Origin of the sequence: Winogradskyella psychrotolerans (genome assembly GCF_018860545.1) — a bacterium.
Taxonomy (GTDB): Bacteria; Bacteroidota; Bacteroidia; order Flavobacteriales; family Flavobacteriaceae; genus Winogradskyella; species Winogradskyella psychrotolerans_A.
Genome location: NZ_JAHKPN010000002.1, coordinates 352,729 through 371,693, shown reverse-complemented (window position 1 = coordinate 371,693; position 18,965 = coordinate 352,729). Strand labels below are relative to the sequence as shown.

The 18,965-nt window shown below is 34.3% G+C and carries 16 protein-coding genes and 1 tRNA gene; 5 read left to right on the top strand and 12 right to left on the bottom strand.

Annotation, left to right across the window (positions count from 1 at the left end; all coding sequences use genetic code 11):
* Positions 1–52 precede the first annotated feature (52 nt).
* Positions 53–580: a hypothetical protein gene (locus KO515_RS01560; RefSeq protein ID WP_215934611.1), complete on the bottom strand. Its 528-nt coding sequence runs from the start codon at positions 578–580 to the stop codon at positions 53–55.
* Between the two features lie 170 nt (positions 581–750).
* Between KO515_RS01560 and KO515_RS01555 the strand changes: the two genes are divergently transcribed.
* Positions 751–1,704: an NAD-dependent epimerase/dehydratase family protein gene (locus KO515_RS01555; RefSeq protein WP_215934610.1), complete on the top strand. Its 954-nt coding sequence runs from the start codon at positions 751–753 to the stop codon at positions 1,702–1,704.
* An 88-nt stretch (positions 1,705–1,792) separates the two neighbouring features.
* Here KO515_RS01555 and KO515_RS01550 read toward each other — a convergent pair whose 3' ends face one another.
* The 9 genes from KO515_RS01550 to KO515_RS01510 form a co-directional block, all read right to left on the bottom strand.
* Entirely contained in the window at positions 1,793–3,136 is a 1,344-nt protein-coding gene (locus KO515_RS01550) for an alkaline phosphatase family protein (protein WP_215934609.1), read from the bottom strand.
* Between the two features lie 9 nt (positions 3,137–3,145).
* The gene (locus KO515_RS01545) at positions 3,146–4,555 is read right to left on the bottom strand and encodes a tetratricopeptide repeat protein (protein ID WP_215934608.1); all 1,410 of its coding nucleotides are present in this window, start codon (positions 4,553–4,555) and stop codon (positions 3,146–3,148) included.
* An 11-nt stretch (positions 4,556–4,566) separates the two neighbouring features.
* A complete protein-coding gene (locus KO515_RS01540; RefSeq protein WP_215934607.1) occupies positions 4,567–7,725 on the bottom strand; it encodes a SusC/RagA family TonB-linked outer membrane protein in 3,159 nt (1,052 codons plus the stop codon).
* Between the two features lie 90 nt (positions 7,726–7,815).
* A complete protein-coding gene (locus KO515_RS01535; RefSeq protein WP_215934606.1) occupies positions 7,816–8,397 on the bottom strand; it encodes an RNA polymerase sigma factor in 582 nt (193 codons plus the stop codon).
* Positions 8,387–9,361 carry a FecR family protein gene (locus tag KO515_RS01530; RefSeq protein ID WP_215934605.1) on the bottom strand — a complete coding sequence of 325 codons (975 nt, stop codon included), beginning with the start codon at positions 9,359–9,361 and terminating at the stop codon, positions 8,387–8,389. The genes KO515_RS01535 and KO515_RS01530 overlap by 11 nt, the downstream gene beginning before the upstream one ends.
* 238 nt (positions 9,362–9,599) lie before the next feature.
* Entirely contained in the window at positions 9,600–9,899 is a 300-nt protein-coding gene (locus KO515_RS01525) for a GIY-YIG nuclease family protein (RefSeq protein WP_178986275.1), read from the bottom strand.
* Positions 9,900–10,081: 182 nt separating this feature from the next.
* Positions 10,082–10,155: transfer RNA gene (locus KO515_RS01520), tRNA-Asn, on the bottom strand.
* 93 nt (positions 10,156–10,248) lie between these two features.
* Complete coding sequence (rseP, locus tag KO515_RS01515) at positions 10,249–11,592, bottom strand: RIP metalloprotease RseP (RefSeq protein ID WP_215934604.1); 1,344 nt, start codon at positions 11,590–11,592, stop codon at positions 10,249–10,251.
* A gap of 94 nt (positions 11,593–11,686) precedes the next feature.
* A complete protein-coding gene (locus KO515_RS01510) occupies positions 11,687–13,627 on the bottom strand; it encodes a M1 family aminopeptidase (protein WP_215934603.1) in 1,941 nt (646 codons plus the stop codon).
* An 84-nt stretch (positions 13,628–13,711) separates the two neighbouring features.
* On the opposite strand from KO515_RS01510, the gene KO515_RS01505 reads away from it, so the two are divergent.
* From KO515_RS01505 to KO515_RS01490, 4 genes are all read left to right on the top strand, one after another.
* The gene (locus KO515_RS01505; protein ID WP_215934602.1) at positions 13,712–14,392 is read left to right on the top strand and encodes an SCO family protein; all 681 of its coding nucleotides are present in this window, start codon (positions 13,712–13,714) and stop codon (positions 14,390–14,392) included.
* 202 nt (positions 14,393–14,594) lie between these two features.
* Positions 14,595–14,822 carry a FeoA family protein gene (locus tag KO515_RS01500; protein WP_215934601.1) on the top strand — a complete coding sequence of 76 codons (228 nt, stop codon included), beginning with the start codon at positions 14,595–14,597 and terminating at the stop codon, positions 14,820–14,822.
* A complete protein-coding gene (feoB, locus tag KO515_RS01495) occupies positions 14,815–16,914 on the top strand; it encodes a ferrous iron transport protein B (protein WP_215934600.1) in 2,100 nt (699 codons plus the stop codon). Before KO515_RS01500 ends, feoB begins: the two co-directional genes overlap by 8 nt.
* A 49-nt stretch (positions 16,915–16,963) precedes the next feature.
* Positions 16,964–17,104: a FeoB-associated Cys-rich membrane protein gene (locus KO515_RS01490; RefSeq protein WP_215934599.1), complete on the top strand. Its 141-nt coding sequence runs from the start codon at positions 16,964–16,966 to the stop codon at positions 17,102–17,104.
* Positions 17,105–17,336: 232 nt separating this feature from the next.
* Here KO515_RS01490 and KO515_RS01485 read toward each other — a convergent pair whose 3' ends face one another.
* Both KO515_RS01485 and KO515_RS01480 read right to left on the bottom strand, forming a co-directional pair.
* A complete protein-coding gene (locus KO515_RS01485; RefSeq protein ID WP_215934598.1) occupies positions 17,337–18,152 on the bottom strand; it encodes a DUF6503 family protein in 816 nt (271 codons plus the stop codon).
* 118 nt (positions 18,153–18,270) lie between these two features.
* On the bottom strand, positions 18,271–18,924 hold the full coding sequence (locus tag KO515_RS01480) for a metal-dependent transcriptional regulator (protein ID WP_215934597.1): 654 nt from the start codon (positions 18,922–18,924) through the stop codon (positions 18,271–18,273).
* Positions 18,925–18,965: the final 41 nt, after the last annotated feature.

The window sequence follows — 18,965 nt, the reverse complement described above, 5'->3', positions numbered from 1 at the left end:
ATTATATAAAATTAAAAATGCAGTTCAATGAGCTGCATTTTTAGTTTCATGTTTATTCTGGTTGAATTTTACCGTAAAAATCATCCTCAAGTTTCTTATTAATGAGGTAATTAAGGCTAGAAAAAGACACAAAAAGCGCTTTAATATTTAATATTTTCTCATCTCTACTAATATTATCTATAGTTAAATTTTCATTTAGCTTTAAAAGTTCTGTTTCAATAATAGCATTTCGAGATATAATAAGGTTCGTTTTAAACTCTTCTGGCATTTGGGTTTTAAATTCTGAAATAAACTTTTTTAAGAGGTCTATATCACCGTTAAAAAAAGAAAAATCTCCTTTCTTTAAATAGCTAAGTTGTGTCGCTAATTCATGATACGTATCCCAAGTTACGGTTTTACTTTCAGCTTCACTACTCAAGGCGTAATCATTATAATCGATATCTTGAATCGTTTTAGCCGAAATTTTTTTATTCTGATCTGTTTCCTCAATTGTTTCCACTGTGCTATCGCTAGTGGCAGTGTCGTCACAACTCATAACCATAATACAACTTAAAACTAAAACGACGAATCTAATTTTCATAAGTAATAATTAATTTGACTGTAAAGATACTAAACTATCTATTTTAATGGTTTAGTATCTGATTTTGAAACTAAATTGAAGAATTCATAATATAACTCGCATTTTCAGAAAATTTTAATATTACAAAGCCCTAAATCTTATTACTTTTGCCGATAATTTAAAAAGAGCTCATGTCTTCAAAAATATTAATCATTGGTGCCTGTGGGCAAATAGGAACAGAATTAACGACTAAGTTAAGAGACATCCATGGTGTAGATAACGTTATTGCTAGCGATATTAATACTCGTAAATTAGAGTTGGTTAATGCTGGTCCATTTGTAATTTTAGATGCTAAAAACTTTAATGCCATTAAAGATTGTTGCATTAACCATAATATAGATACCGTCTATCTTATGGCTGCACTTTTAAGTGCTACAGGTGAAAAGTATCCGATGGAAGCATGGGATCTCAATATGAATTCATTATTCCATGTCCTTAATCTAGCCAAAGGCGGACAAATAAAAAAAGTATTTTGGCCAAGTAGTATTGCTGTTTTTGGACCAACAACTCCTAATAAAAACACTCCACAACATACCATTTGTGAGCCAACTACGGTTTACGGTATTACCAAACAAGTTGGAGAACGTTGGTGCGAATATTATCACGACAAATATGGTGTAGATGTACGAAGTATTCGCTACCCTGGTATTATTAGCCATAAAGCTATGCCTGGAGGCGGCACAACGGATTATGCAGTCGAAATTTATCACGAAGCCATAAAAGAAGGTAAATATGAGAGTTTTTTATCTGAAGACACCAATCTACCGATGATGTTTATGGATGACGCTATTAAAGCGACCACTCAAATTATGGCTGCACCTTCTGAAAATATTAGCATCCGATCGTCTTACAATTTAGCGGCTATGAGCTTTACACCAAAAGAGATTGCAGAAAGTATTAAAGCTGAAATGCCAGACTTTACAATGAGCTACAAACCAGACTTCAGACAAGCTATTGCGGACAGTTGGCCAACATCTATAGATGATAGCGTTGCACGAAAAGATTGGAACTGGTCCCACGATTTTGACCTTAAAAAAATGACTTCAGAAATGCTAACGCAGTTGAAGAAAAAGTATCAGTCATAACATTAAAATAAAATATAACCGCATAAAAAAAAGCAAGAGAAACCGAACTCTTGCTTTTTTACTTTAAAAAATTTAATAATCGGAATTATTAATCTTTACTGTTATCATTTAGCATGCTCTTATATACAATGCCATGAGAAGCTTCTAATTGCGTTCCTAGGACATAAGCAGCTATAGTTGCAATATCTTCCATTTGAATTTCAGAAAACACTACACCTTTTTTAAAATCTGGACCATAGGCCACAAAACCCGTTTGAATATTTTTAGTGTCTGGATACTGACCATGCTTACCACCATGTGCCGGTTTAATCAAATCTCCTTCTCTATCATTATTAAAACTAAAACCATCGTTTGCAGATAAAGCCAAAACAGCACCTGGATTAGCTCCTCTAGAAGTCATCTCATCTCTTGAGATAATTCGAAACGCTTGTTTGATACTAAAAGGTAAACCTTCGAGTTTCTCTACAATTTTTTTTAATGTTTTTGTATCGTTTTTATCCTTCATATGTAAGAAAGCCGAACCACCAGTACTTATAAAGAAGGTGTCTTTATCCAATACTCCTAATTCTTTTAACCATAGATTGGCAGCAATACTAGAATGTACCGTGTAAAAACCATGATCTCCAGTGATAATAATATTAGTTTGCTCTAAAATATTAGCTTTTTTTAAAGCATCCATTATCGTACTCACGGCTTGGTCTGCACCAGCAATTGCCTTTTCAACACCAACACCATCACGTCCATTTCTATGCTGTGCTCCATCGGTATTTGGCAAATGAATCGTTAATAAATTTGGAGTATAGGTTCTGATAATATAGCCTGCTATTCGACCCAAATTTTGATCCATACTTAAGGAACTTAAGTTATAATCATTCACATCTAAATTCCCTGTCGCGTTCGCTATAGCCTCTTCAAACAAACCTTTAGGCGTTGCATATTTTTGAGTCGCACCACGTCGGTCTCTCGGATTATCAAAAGACCAAATTTCGGGGATGTTATAATCAATAACATTGGCATTTACTGTAATAGGCCATGACACAGAAGCTGTTTTTAATCCGACGTTTTTAGCAGCTTCCCATAAAGTTTCCGCTTTTACAGAATTAAAATCATAATACCAGTTACCTGTTGTACCTTCTTCCGAAACTTTAGTATTGTAATAAACCCCATGTTTATCTGGACCCACACCCGTAATTAAAGTGGTATGCGATGGATAGGTCACCGTTGGAAAAATGCCATTAACCCCTTTAGCTGCAATACCGTTATGAGCTAAATCCTTAATATGAGGAGTGGGCCATTGGTCTTGCAAATAAAAATCTGGTCTAAACCCATCGATACTAATAATCACCAGGTGTTTTGCCTCTTGTGCAGCGATAAGGTTAAAACCAAAACACGCTGATATCAGAACATAAATATATCTCAATTGCTTTTTCATATTTCTAAATTAATTAAAAGGCAATACGTGAGTTGACGTTTTATTGGCGACCAACACACCATTCATATCGTAAAGCATCGTCACATTCCCTGTCGTTTCATCTACAGTAAAATCATCTAAACCAAGATCCATAGGAATAAAACTAGGAATCACAGGTAAGGTAAATTCATCTGAAATATTAGGGTTGTTTAACTGTTCGGTTTGAGACACAGGAAACTTAATACCTAAGTCATTTGAACGTCTACCCTCACTGATAAAAATCTCTTGGCGCATTAAGTAAATAAGGTATAATACATCATCTACATTTTCGGCTGCATCAATATCCAGATGTGAAACACTTGTTCCAGAAACAGTGTAAACAGGAATAAGATCTGCTTGTCTGTCTAAGACATAACCCGATCTAAATTCTTGTCCGCTTTCAAAACGAACATCTACCGCTGTAGTTGGATAATCTTGTCTGTTGGTTCCATTTCTTAATTCTTCACTATCATCTAAATACATCACAGGTCTCGCGCTAAGCACATTATCTATTAAATCATGTAATGTAGCTGTTGCCATTTCTATATTATTTTCAGCCGTATACGCTTCGGCTAAAATTAAATACGCCTCTTCTACTTTAGCAAGAGCCATTGGTTTTTGATCTTCTGCAGCCGTACCTATATCAAAAAATTTAGGGTCTAAAAAGTCTAACCTTGGTAATGGTGCAAATCTATTTTCGCTAGCTGTAAACGTGGCATTTTGAATTTCATTAGAAACACCATTGGTGCCATCAAATTCTACAGTAAACAACAAGCTAGTATTGCTAATTACAGTTTGAGCAAAAGATTTTGCGTTCGCTCTATCTCCTAAACTACGGTACACTCTAGATTTTAATAACTGGTACGCTGAAATAGTTTCAGCATCACTTTCATTTTCAATCGCAAGATCTAAATAACTAAGGCTCGCGTCTAATAATTCGCTTGGCAAATAAGCCTCACCATTACTGTTCATTGGTAAACCTGTGAAATTTTCACCAGATAATATTAAGGCGTAAGCTTTAGCAAAATAAGCATAAGACCATTGTTGTGCTGTTGCATCTGGATCGCTAGGCAATACGGTTTCTAAAGCATATTCTGCCATTTCTCTTAAGGCTCCAATTTCAACTTGCATACTATTCCCATCGATATCTGTATAATCAATTTGAGGAATATCATAGACTTTATTATAAAGCGTATAATTGTTAAAATAATTATCCGATACCATTTCAGAATTGATGACGATCTCATTCATGGTTAAGGCAAGTTGCCTTTTAATACCCACTATCCAACTCGTTGCAGAGTTAGTATTGTCCAAGAAATCCTCTTCGGTAACATTAGGGTTATCGACACAAGCGGTAAGTGTCAGAAACAAAACGGTGATGTATATATATACTGTTTTCATGTTATTTGTTTTTAGAAGTTTATTTTTAATGAGGTTAAAAATTCTCTAGGCGCAGAGTACGTAGCGTAAGAAATACCACCAGTAGAAGCACCACCTTGACCCGTTGCTGAACCACTGATTGTAGCTTCAGGATCAAATGACGATGCTGTAAAATTGAGTGGATTATTCACACTAAAACCAATTAATACGGATTTAATAGTTTTGGTGTTTTTAGGGATATAATTGTAATTTATTCCCATGGTTCTAATTTTTATAAAATCAGTTTTTTCAGTAAATAAATTTGTGAAATTCAACCAATTTGAGGTGCCGTTAGCTTCAACCTCAGCTGCTGGTACAATATCATCTGAAGCACCATATAGAAATCTAAACTGTTGATCGAAACTATTAGCGTAAGCTCCTTTTTGGTAACTACCATTGGCATAGAAACTGAAGTTCTTATAAGCGAAGTTCATTCCTAGATTACCAAATAAATCTGGAATCGTAGTCCCTAAATACGATTGTGCCGTTGTAGACTCTAAAACACCATTCTCATCGAAAGTTCCATAATTTCCTCTAATATAACCGATAGGATACCCTTCTTCCACTACCGTTTGAATGGTTCTGGCACTAAATCCGTTAATATTAAATGGCGCCACACCTCCGGAATCTACTACTAAGTTATCTAAAGTATTTATAGATACATTAAGCGATAAGGTTACATTTTCAGTTTGAATCGGAATAAAGTTGGCGTTTATTTCCCATCCTTTATTTTCGATCTCTCCGATATTGTACAATTGACTACTTGCATAGCCACTAGATGGTGTTGGCGGCACGTAGAATAGGGCATCTTTGGTATTTGCATTGTAATAGCCTACCGATAAGTTTACTCTATTATTAAACAAGGCTGCGTCTATACCAACTTCAAAAGTTCTGGTTTTTTCAGGTTTTAAATCCGGATTTCCAGATTGTCCAAAAAAGGCCGCTTGTTCTCCTAAAAATCCGTCAAAATCTATAGTTCTTTCATTTACAAATGCTGGAGGTAAGTTACCTGCGACACCGTAATTTCCTCGTAATCGTAAAGAATTTATAGCTGTTGCATTTTCTAACCAAGGTTCTGAGCTTACTAAATAAGACACACCAGCTTTAGGGTAATATTGTGTACCGATATTATCACCAAATGACGGGTTACGGTCGCCACGAATACCTAAGTCGAAGAACAACTTATCTTTAAACCCTATATTTTCTTGAAAATAGAAACCATAGTTAAGCACTTCTGATAAATATTCTTCACTTGTTTTTATAGCCGCATCGCTAATGGTTTCGGCTCCATCTCTAATATTTGTACCAGTGTACTGAATTTGATGATCTGAGTTTCTAAACAACTGGCCACCTAGAGTTGAGATAAACGAAAAGTTACCCATTTCAAATTTATGCTGTGCACTTAATTCTAAAGTGATACCAAAATATTTACGTTCTACATTAGATATATTGCCTTCGTCTGTAACACGAGTTTGAGTTGTATGTGATAAATACTCGTTAGTTTGAATGGTTTGATCATTCTGAACTCTATAATCAATACCTCCAACAAATTTAGCTTCAAAATTATTTACAGGTTTGTAAGCGAAACTTTGAGAGGTTGTAAATCTATTTATTGAAATTTCGTTGTCTTGTAGTTCTTCAGCAGTATTCACAAAATCTTTAATTTCACTAAACTCGGCAGCACTAAGGTCGTCCAACCTATTGTTAAACCCTTTTAAAACCGAAGCACCACTTTCTGCAAACCACAAACCTGTATACCCTCCTTGGTTACCATTTCGGTTTCTGTTGTAGACATTATTCACATAAATAAAAGAACTATTATAGGTTACTTTTTCTCCTAATTTCGCTTTAAAACCAGTGCTGAAATCTATTTTCTTGTTGGCATTATTATCCGCTATTTGAGCTCCGGTGTTATCTAAAAAATTTCCAGAAAAACTATAGCCAAAACCTTCAGAGTTACCGCCACTTATACTTAAGTTGTATTTTTGATAAGTTCCTGTTTCAAATAATAAGTCTTTAGAGCGATCAAAATAAAGGAAATCTGCAGTTGGCGCTATGATGCCCATTTGAGTTGAAGCTGTAATTTGTGTTCCTCTAGAGCTTCCTTTTTTGGTAAAAATTTGAATTACTCCGTTCGCGGCATCTGAACCGTATAATGTGGTTGCGGCTCCACCATTAATGTATTCAATACGATCTATATTATCCATTGGAATATCTGCGATAGAACTCATAGCAGCACCTTGTGCACTACCACCACCTAAAGCACTAGTGGTGTTTAAGTTATCCATACGCACACCATCTATATAAAATACTGGTGTTGAGCTAAGAAAGGCTGAATTAATACCTCGAGATCTAATTAATGTTGTTGCTCCGGACTGGCCTCCGGTAAAATTAATCTGCGTATTTGGTAATTTTGTTGCGATCAACTGATCTATACGTTGCGATGGCAAACCGGCTAAATCTTCAGACTTAAGCACTTCAACATTACTAGATAACCGTTTTCGCTGTACACTAGCACCTTGCCCTGTAATAACAACTTCGTTCAATGCTGCAAAGTGAGGTTTTAAATTCACTACAATTTCTAATTGACCATCTAAAGGAAAATCGACGTCTTCGTATCCGATGTAAGTGATTTTTAACATCTTCGTATCCGCAGGAACGGTAATTGTAAACTGGCCGTCATAATCCGTTACAGCACCAATATTATAAGCTGTAGCGTAAATATTAGCTCCTAACACAGGCGTATTAGTCTCGTCGTACACCACACCTTTTATGGTAATATTCTCTTGATTAATCTTAGAAACCGTTTGGGTTATCGGCTTAACTAAAATGCCATTATCTGTAATTTTAAAATCGATTGGCGATTTTTGCTTTAACGTCTTTAACACGGTTTCTAAAGGTTGATTATTGACATTTAAATCAACTTTTGTGTTTTGGTAAAGTGTGTTAGAAATATAAATGAATTTTAAATCTGTTTGTTTTTCAATTAAATTAAACACTTGAATTAAAGACGCTTCTTTTAACTGTAAATTAATAGTGTTAGTATTAATATTATAATGCTCAGTATTGTATGTTGTATGTGTACTTCCGTAAACATTTAATAAACTTGCCAAGATAATGACAGTACTTAATATGAATTTTTGGTGTTTCATAAAGTTGTGATTTTTTTGTTGTTTAGTTGTGGTTGATATAATCTTAAGGGATTAAAAGCATAAGCTAACATTGCTCAATAGTGAATCGTTCTACTTTAGCTTGCTTACATTAGAGCTGATATGCCTGAGGGCTGACCCTATATGATTCTCTACAGTTTTTGGGCTTATGTCTAATAGTTCTGATATTTCTTTGTATTTAAATCCGTCAATTCTGCTCATTTCAAAAATTTGACGGGTACGTTTTGGTATGGATTCTAAAACATTTTTAATGACATTTTTATTAATTTCTTTTTGTTCGTTAGCAATGATTTCATCCTCTATACTTGGATACAGGCTACTGCTATTTAACTGGTCGTCGTTTTGTAGTGGTCTTGTTTGGTAATTGTTCTTAATTCTTAGGAGATCGTTTTTTAGTATCGCATAGATATATGATTTTGGATTTTTAATTTTATTAAGTTGGTCTCGATTAGACCATAATTGAATAAAAACATCGTCTACTTTTTCCTCTATAACATGAATGTTAGACTCGAACAAAACACCAAATCTGCACAGTTTGTCATAGTATTTTTTAAAAAACACATCGAGTGCCTTGGTATCACCTTCTTGAATTTGTTCAAATAGAAAAAGATCTTCACTTGGGATGACTGAATGACGAATGCTTTTAATCTTCATGATTTTGAGTTATTAGATATTCGTTATGATTTACCTTCTTTATTTCAACATCTGCGATGAATTCTATGGAATGAATAAATGCCTCTAGGTCTTGTTCTTTAAAAGCACCTGTTATCCTTTTTTGATTAATTTCTTCATCAGTAATCTTGAAGCTTACCCCGTAAAAATTATTTATTTTATATAAGGCGTCTTTGAATATTAAATTATCGAGAATTAACATGTTATCTTTCCACGCTAAAGTCTTAGTAACATTGAAGTTTCTTTTAGTAACATCCGAAGTTTTGGTGTTATAAATTAGCTCTTCCCTTGGTAATAAATTAAGACTGTTTTTAGAGGTCTTAATAAGGACATTGACCTTACCTCTTTCTAACGATACCGACTTATTATCTAAGACAGTATTAACGTTAAAAGCGGTTCCTAAAACGGTAATGTTTAAATCCTCTGTATGGACAACAAACGGAATTTCTTTATTATGCGTAACGTCAAAATACGCCTCTCCTTTGACGTAAACCTGACGTTTCGTAATAAAATCTGAGTTATATTGGATTTCACTAGATGCATTTAAAATCACCAAACTGCTATCTGGAAGATATACGGTTTGTCGCTGTCCTTTACTTGTAGTGACTTGGTTTGTATAGCTTAATTCATCGGAATGCGAAAAGTAACCGTAGGCTAAACAAAGTACAACACATGCCGCCAAACTATAGGCAACACGAGTTATAATATTTCGTTTTGAACGCTGAGATTTATGAATATCATGGGATTCTAATTGTAAGTCTTTTTGCGCTTCATAGGCTTTTAAACTTTCAGGATAATTATCCCAAATAAGTTTATAGTTATCAAAGGTTGCTTTTAATTCATAATCTAAAGTCAGCTCTATTTCGAATATCGCTTTTGCAGCTATAGACAATTCCTGCGTTAAATATCGAACGCATTTTCTTTCATTTTTAGTCATTTCCGTCATGGAGTATTCCCTTTTACTACTATGAGTAGAAAATTAGAAAATACCCTCAGTGATTGACATCAAGAGATTGACAAGGAATTATTAAGTAAATGTTAATTACGAAGAATGACTCAGCGTGGAGCTGTTTTTGGGAAGTTTAGAAAATCAAAAAAGCCTCTACATTTCTGTAAAGGCTTTTAATTTAAATAAGCTCCTCTTCTTAGGCTCGAACTAATCCCGAAAGCTTTCGGGACTCTGATTAATGGCCTGGCGACTCTTCATATTTCTTCAATAACCTAATGGTAATCTCAGGATATTTTAGAAGATTTTCAATATACACCTTACTTTTCATCCTTTTAATATGCTTTTCAATTGCAATTCCTTGTTTTTTACTATTGCAATCAATTTTATAATAGAGTTTCCAATCTTTGGCATTGTAAGTATATTTTCTAGGTTCTGAGTTTTTATGAAAAATTAGTCGAAGATCTAAATTCGAACTGTAACCCACATAATAACGCAAAAGTTTTTTGGAATGAAGAATGTAGCAGCAATGATTCATATGTCTTTAAAGGTATAACAATTATTCTTCTGCTTTCCCATACAGCCCCTTCACGCCATTACTTGGCAGGATGCCTAATCTACACAGTAGACTCACCAAACAATCTTGACTCTCCAAACAATAGAATCTAGTCTTTATTATAAAACACAAAAAAGCCACTACTTTCGTAATGGCTTTGTATGCTCCTCTTCTTAGGCTCGAACTAAGGACCCTCTGATTAACAGTCAGATGCTCTAACCAACTGAGCTAAAGAGGAAGGTTATTTTTCGCGTTAGCGGATGCAAATATATATACTATTTTCAATTCTACAAAACGAATTATTATTTTTTTTTGTTAAAATTAAAAAAAGTTAATTCGTGACCGCTTTAAAAATATCGTTACCGTTTGCAAATAGCACCAAAGCGATTAAAATAAAGAAACCAACCACTTGGGCACGCTCTAAAAACTTTTCGCTTGGCTTACGACCAGAAATCATTTCATATAATAAAAACACCACGTGACCACCATCTAAAGCTGGTATTGGTAATAAGTTAAGTATCGCTAACATAATAGATAAAAAGGCTGTTAAACCCCAGAAATCTTGCCAAATCCATTGATCTGGGAACACATCAAAAATTGCTTTAAAGCCACCGACACCTTTATAAGCGCCTGTACTTGGTGTAAATATTTTGCCTAGTTGATCAAAGTAACCTGAAACTTGTTCTTTAAACTTATCTACTCCTCCTCCAAAACTTTCTAGGAAGGTGTAATCTTTATGAATAATATCAAAATACCCTAATTCTGCGAATCTTGAATTATGTGACGCTGGGAAAATTTCAACCTTACCGTTATCATCAACTTTAAGAGTTACATCAATCTTTTCCTTATCTCTTAAAAAAGTTGTATTTATAGATTGATTCTTGTAGTTTGATAATCGCGATTCAAACTGGTCAAAATAACGCAATTCATTTCCGTTAACAGTTAATAAGACATCACCTTCTTTTAGGTTAGCACCAGCATTTATAGATGTATCTGGCACACTACCAACCATAAATGGAATACGTAACTTAAAGGTCCCATTCTTGCGCTCTGCTGAAGACAACTGACCTAAGAAATCTTTTGGAAGCACAACTTCTTGCTTTTCTCCATCTCTAACGATCGAATATTTTTCACCATTTACTAGACTCTTTCTAACGTCATAATAAGTATCTACTTTTTCGTCATTAATCGCTAATATTTTATCCCCATTTTTAAAACCAACATCCAAAAGTAGTTTGTTCTCTATCCAGAAACCATCCTTCATACTGTCGGTAGTCACATCGGTATCTCCGTACGTAAAAGAAATCGCAACGTAAATAAAGTAGGCCAAAATAAAGTTAACCGTAACACCACCAAGCATAATTATTAAACGTTGCCATGCTGGCTTAGATCGAAATTCCCAAGGCTGTGGTGGCAGTGCCATAGCCTCTTTATCCATACTTTCGTCAATCATTCCGGCGATTTTTACATAACCTCCAAGGGGCAACCAACCAATACCGTATTCTGTTTCTCCTATTTTCTTTTTGAAAAGCGAAAACTTCACATCAAAAAAGAGGTAAAATTTTTCGACTTTAGTCTTAAAAAGCTTTGCTGGCACAAAATGTCCTAACTCGTGCAATACAATAAGTAAGGATAAACTAAGTAAAAACTGCGATATTTTTATAACAAATTCCATGTAATCATTTTCAAATTTCGATTTGCAAAAGTAAGATATTTATATCAAACACATATTTAAAAAAACTTAGCATTACGTTAAAACGTTAACCTGTCTAGTTTTTTATAATTCTTTTATTAATAATCGTGTCTTCTGTTTGAATTTGAACGAACAATACACCTGATGCCAAGGTTTTTAAATCCACTTCAGCCGCCCAATCTTGTTGCATTAATACTTGACCTAAACTATTATAAATTTTAATCATTTTAACCTCTATAAATTCAGGTTTTATAATGTTTATTACCGAAGTTGTTGGATTGGGATATATAATTATTTCAGAATTAAAATCGAGATCAGAAGTACTTAAAGTTGCTACATTATTTTTCGAAATTAAATGATAATCAGGATCAACTAACACCTCTTGTACTGTAAAATTTACGGTTTCTAAAAATTGCTCATTGTTAACTGTATGATCTAAAACAACATCTAATGATTCTCCCAAAGTTCCCAAAATCCTAATGGGCAAAAGAGTTTCAAAAAAGGAAACAGAGGCATCACTTTGACTTTGAGACACCATAAGTTGCAATTGGGTTTCATCTTGATTCCAGTTCACATTATAGCTTGGATAACCTTCGTTATAGATCCAATCGTTAAAAAATTCGTCTAAATTCTGTCCTGTAGATAATTCCATCACATCTATAAAATCTTGAGTTTTCGCATAATTGAAAGCTAATTCTGGCGTCTCTAAATAATCTTGTAGACCTTGATAAAAATCGACATCACCAAGTTTTCGTCGTAATTGATGCAATACCATAGCTCCTTTATTATAACTTAAACGACTACTAAAAATCCGATTAACATTTGTAGTATCTTGGTCTGTTAAATATACTGCACCACCTGTTTGAGACGTAATATTAGCAACCGTCTGCTGTCTCCAAGATTTAAAACTGTCCTCTCCATCGAGATCTTCAATCACCAAACCAGCTAAATACGTAGCAAACCCCTCATTTAACCAAATATCCTTCCAACTACCACAAGTTATTTTATTACCGAACCATTGGTGTGCTAACTCGTGAGCTATTAGAGCTCTGCTATAGGACCCCATAAACGAAACGGTAGTATGCTCCATACCTCCACCCCAACCAAATTGGGCATGACCATATTTTTCGTCTGAAAACGGATATTCCTCAAACAAATCCGTGAAGAGATTCATAATATCTACAGTAATACCTGTGCTTGCTTGAGCTGTAACAATATCTTCTGGATAGACATAATTTACAATATCAAAAGGGTTTCCATTATTTGGCACTTCATGTGAATATACATCGTAATTAGTAACAGCAATGGCTATTAAATAAGCTGGAATAGGATGATTGTGTTTAAAATGTGTAACCTTCTCAGTACCTATGACCGTCTGACTCTGTTCTAAACCATTAGAGACAGCAACGTAAGGTTTGTTCAATGGATTCAATTGAGGAGTCCTAATATAGACATCTATAGCATCAATCTTATCAATTAAATCTTGCTTACATGGCCACCAACCTTTTGCTCCATATGGTTCCGAAAGTGTCCAAACTATAGGATCATTATCACTACCATGAGTGGTCTGTTCAAAAGAACCAAAACCAGAACTCACCGGATTACCTGAATAACTTACGGTAAGGGAATCTAACACTCCTTCCATCTGCGTAACAGGCAATGTAATGACCAATTCATCATCCGAATTTTGACTATAACTTAAACTATTACCGCGTTGCAAAACTTGAGACACCGTCAAATTATCTGCCAAATCAAAAGTAATTTCCGCCATGGCTTCTTTGGCTTCAAAATATGTAGTAATATCACCAGATATTTCGGCTACTGAAGGATCTACATTCAATTCAAGACGATGGTATTTAACGTCATAATTTCCTGTATTAGCATTTTGGCTATTCATTATTTGCTGTAATGCAGAGTTCGCTTCAGAAGCACGAATGGCATTTAACGTCTCGTTGTAGTCTTGAGCATTTATTTGTATAACAAAAATTAAGAATATACTCGTTAGAAATTGTTTCATTGCACCTCTTTTAATGTTAAAAATAAAGCTTTTATTGAGATTCAGTCGTATTTTTGCCATTCAACTATCGTTAACACTTACAGAATGTCATTTCTTTCATTTTTTAAAGGCTATAAAAATTTCGGAATATTCTTTTTTATACTTTGTGTAATCATCATAACTATCATTTATAACGTCTTAAATGTTAAACAACCACTTCCTATTTACCAGCCTGGTATGGTAAGCGAAGAACTTGTAGATAGTACCATTCAACACCAATTAAAATACCATAAGATTGCGGACTTTAGTTTAACCAATCAGAACGGAGAGACCGTAACACAAGATACTTACAAAGATAAAATCTATGTAGCAGATTTCTTTTTTACCACCTGCCAAACCATTTGCCCAATCATGACAGATCATATGGCGCAAATTCAAAAAGAAATTATTAATGATGACGATGTAATGTTATTGTCGCATTCTGTAACCCCAGTAATCGATAGTGTGGAGCAACTAAAAAAATACGCTAAAGAAAAAGGAGTAATAGATCGAAAATGGAACTTGGTTACAGGAGACAAAAAAGACATCTACGAACTTGCCAGAAAGAGTTACTTAGCTGTGAAAACAGATGGTAATGGTGATCAATTTGATATGATTCATACCGAAAACTTTATGCTGATTGATAAAAAACGTCAAATTAGAGGCTTTTACGATGGTACCAATCCTGAAGATATTGAGCAAATATTAAAAGATATAGAGACTTTAAAATATTTTGATGGTAAGTGAGGTTAGTGATCAGTAATCAGTTTGAAGTAAAATGTTCAAGTTTTAATTGTTAACCACATTTTCTTTTCGTCTCTCATCTCTAAACTCTAACTTTCTTTTCTTAGAAAAACCCCGCAAAACTAAATATCTATTATCTTACTTTTTAAGCTAATAAATTTCCATTACTTTTGCTTCTTTAAAACAATTCTAAATAAGCGAAAAGTTGACATTAGCAGATCTAAAACGTGGGCAACAAGGTATTATCACTGATGTATCTTCTATTCACATCCCTTTAAAACTCCTAGAAATGGGCTGTTTACCTGGTAATGCAGTAGAGCTCGTGCAAGTGGCTCCATTTGCAGACCCCATGTATCTTAATATTAATGGTTCTCATTTAGCGATTAGAAAAGAAACGGCAATTCATATTTTAATTGAAACTGCGCATGAGTAAGCAAATCAACGTTGCGTTAATTGGAAATCCCAATACAGGAAAAACATCTGTCTTTAATGCCCTCACTGGATTAAACCAAAAAGTTGGTAATTATCCTGGTATTACGGTTGAAAAGAAAGAAGGGATTTGCAAATTACCTCGTGGAGTAAAAGCGCATATCATTGATCTACCAGGTACGTATAGTTTAAATGCCTCGTCTTTAGACGAAAATGTCGTTATTGAATTATTACTCAACAAAACGGATAAAGATTATCCAGATCTTGCTATTGTTGTTAGTGATGTTGAAAATTTAAAGCGGAATCTTTTACTATTCACGCAAATTAAAGATTTACAGATTCCAACTATCCTAGTCATTAATATGTCTGATAGAATGGCTTACAAAGGCATTTCATTAGATATCGATCATTTAGAACAAGAATTAAAAACCAAAATTGCTTTAATAAGTACCCGAAAAAACAAAGGTATCCAAGAGCTCAAGGAATTAATTACACACTATAAAGAGCTTTCTACAGAACCATGCTTAGAGGCTTCATCTATTGATAAAGCCTATTTTGACAACTTACGTAAAGCATTTCCTAATCAGTTATTATATAAGCTATGGTTAGTGATTACTCAAGATGTCAACTTCGGAAAAACAGACCGAAAAACATTTGAAGCCGTCGAAGACTTTAAAACCAAATCTAACGCAGATTTAAAACGACTGCAGCAGAAGGAAACGATTAAGCGGTATCAATTTATAAATGAAACCTTAAAAGTAGGTCAAACAATTGATCTAAAAGCGGCTAAAGATTTACGTATAAAACTAGACCGAATTCTAACGCATAAAGTTTGGGGTTATTTGATTTTTGGTCTCATTCTGTTACTAATTTTTCAAGCTATTTACGATTGGTCCAGTATTCCAATGGATTTTATAGATAGTTCATTTGCCTCATTAAGTGAGTGGACAAAAAACACCTTACCAGAAGGAGCCTTTACAAACCTACTGGCTGAGGGTATAATCTCCGGACTAGGTGGTATTGTTATTTTTATTCCTCAAATAGCCTTTTTATTTCTGTTTATTTCAATATTAGAAGAGAGCGGCTACATGAGTCGTGTTGTGTTTCTAATGGATCGTATTATGCGGCGATTTGGCTTGAGCGGCAAAAGTGTTGTGCCTTTAATCTCTGGTACAGCGTGTGCGATTCCGGCAATTATGGCAACGCGTAATATTGAAAGCTGGAAAGAACGCCTCATCACTATTTTAGTGACGCCTTTTACAACGTGTGCAGCTAGATTACCTGTGTACCTTATTATAATTGCTTTGGTTATACCTGAAGGACGCATTTTTGGTTTAAGTTACCAAGCCTTAACCTTAATGCTTTTGTATTTAATTGGTTTTGGAACTGCTGTAGGCTCGGCATGGATTTTAAACAAAGTGCTTAAAATTAAAAGCAAAAGTTTCTTTGTCGTAGAAATGCCTAACTATAAATTACCCTTATTAAAAAATGTTGCCCTAACTGTTTTAGAAAAAACAAAAGCTTTTGTCTTTGGTGCTGGTAAAATAATCTTAGCGATTTCAATTGTACTATGGTTTTTAGCTTCTTACGGGCCAGGTGATAATTTTAATAATGCCGAAAGCATAATTACAGCACAATACGCTTCTGAAAATTTATCTGAAGATGAATTAAACCAAAAAATAGAATCTCACAAATTAGAACATTCCTTTATTGGTATTGCAGGTCATGCTATTGAACCAGCCATTAGACCTTTAGGTTACGACTGGAAAATTGGTATTGCCATAGTAAGTTCTTTCGCTGCACGTGAAGTGTTTGTTGGCACCTTAGCCACCATTTATAGTGTAGGAAGTGACGAGGAAGAAACCATAAAAAACAGAATGGCAGGCGAAGTCAACCCAATTCTTGGAGGTCCATTATTTAATTTCGCCTCTGGAATTTCGTTACTCTTATTTTATGCCTTTGCCATGCAATGTATGAGCACCCTAGCTATTGTAAAAAAAGAAACCAATTCGTGGAAATGGCCGTTGTATCAATTAGTAATTATGAGTGCTTTTGCGTATATTGTAGCTTTAGTAGCGTATCAAATTTTAATCTAAAATCTAGACTTTACAAGTTTTAAATACCAATTAGGTCTGAAAATAATCTATGAATACTATTATTCAAAACATATTAGTTTTTACTTCAGTAGGTTTAGCCGTATTCTTCTTGGCGAAGAAATATTTCTTACCTGCTAAGAAGAAATCCACAAAGGCTTGCGGAGGTGATGATGGCTGCGGATGTCACTAATAGTTATTTTAATTGCCTTCTATTTTGATTATAAATCAAATCAATCCTCTTTTCTAAAAGATGTCTTAAGTGGCATAATCGTTTGCTCAGCACTTTTTTTGTCTGCAATAGTGCTCATTACGATGTTTAATCTAACAATCGTCCATGGTATTTTCTACGTAGGCATAGAACTTATACTCTTATTTGCATTAAAAGCCTTTATTCAAAATAAATAGAGTTTAAAATAGGGAGTCTATTTTTCAACAAAACCTTCAGGAATTGTAAAGGTATCAGTCTCTGGAGTTATAAATTTTACATTTTTTATAGTTGCTTCACCAATTACTTTTCCTATACCTTCAGTTTTAGACCATTCATAAAACTCCCAATTATGAGCAATTGGTAAGCCATCAATCATTTTATAATTTGAATAACCAATAGCGTGTGGATCGGCTTCGGCTGCTTCAGTAGATTTGTTTACGGTAACAATATAAGCCACATAATCCATCATATGTGTTTCAGGGTCGCTGTAAACAATATACCAATCATCTGGCGCATCACCCGTATTGGCTTCAAACGTTAAGCGTTGAGCATTATACGTTTTATCTCTAAGTTCTTGAGCTTCCATAGTCGTCCAAATAGTTCCTGGATCTGACATCTTAGTATGAAACAATAAGAAATACATCCAAGTGTAGGCATCAAAACGAACCGCTTTTTCATTTTTAAAATCCGGAGAGTGAAATACCTTATCACCATCGTAATAAATAAACGTACCATCTTTCAACTCAATTTTTCCTTTGGTTGAATTTGTTAAATACGTCATTTTAGCATCTAAGCGCTCCTTACCACCAAAACTGATAACCATATCTAATTCTATAGCGTCTTTAGCTAAAAAGAGATCTTTATGATAAGCCTTTTCAATAGTTTCAACTAAGGTTAGTTCTTTAGATTCAATCGTAGTAGGTTCAGAAGTTTCAACTTCAATCGTTTCTTTCTTTTCACTTTTACAACTTGTAGCCAGCGTTAAAAGTAACGCACAAACCAAACTAGACTTAAATATACGGGACACCATAGAATTTTTATTAAATTAGAACACCATCAAAATTAGAGCGTAAAAAGAACCTAAGCGCTGAGACCTCACTATTTTAAGATAATTTTAGCATTTCAGGAAGATTTGAACACGCAAACCACTAAACCTTCTTTAAATACAGGTTTTTAGCCACACTTTGAGATACCACCATTTCTGAATGTTCTAAAGCAATTTTTATAGAGTTATCAAAAGGCTCTTTGTGTTTGATCGTCATTATAGTACCAAGCCCAATAGCATTACTATCTAAATATTTTAAAAACTTAGAGGACGTATCATCAACTCCTACACATTTGTAAGTAGACCCAACCTCTGCTTTTGCTAATACTATTTTTTCAATATGCTTAAAATGACCTTGCTTATCTGGAATGGGATCTCCATGAGGATCATAAATTGGAAATTCTAAAAAGGCATCGAGTTCGTCAATTAACTTATCTGAATTAATATGCTCTAAGTGCTCTGCAACTTCATGCACCTCATCCCATGAAAAATTTAGCTTTTCTACTAAAAACACTTCCCATAAGCGATGACGTCTAATCACTTTTACAGCATAACCACGACCAGCTTCAGATAGCGTTGCACCTTGATAAGGAATATGTGTCAACATGTCTTTTTCTGCTAACTTTTTAACCATATCGGTTGCCGACGACGCTTTAGTTTTCATTTCCTCAGCAAGGGCGTTAGTAGATACACCTTTTGGAAATTGCTGCTCTAAATGATAAATGGCTTTTAGATAATTTTCTTCTGCTAAAGTCACAAGTTTTTAATTTATGTAAAGATATATTTTTTTTATTAAAA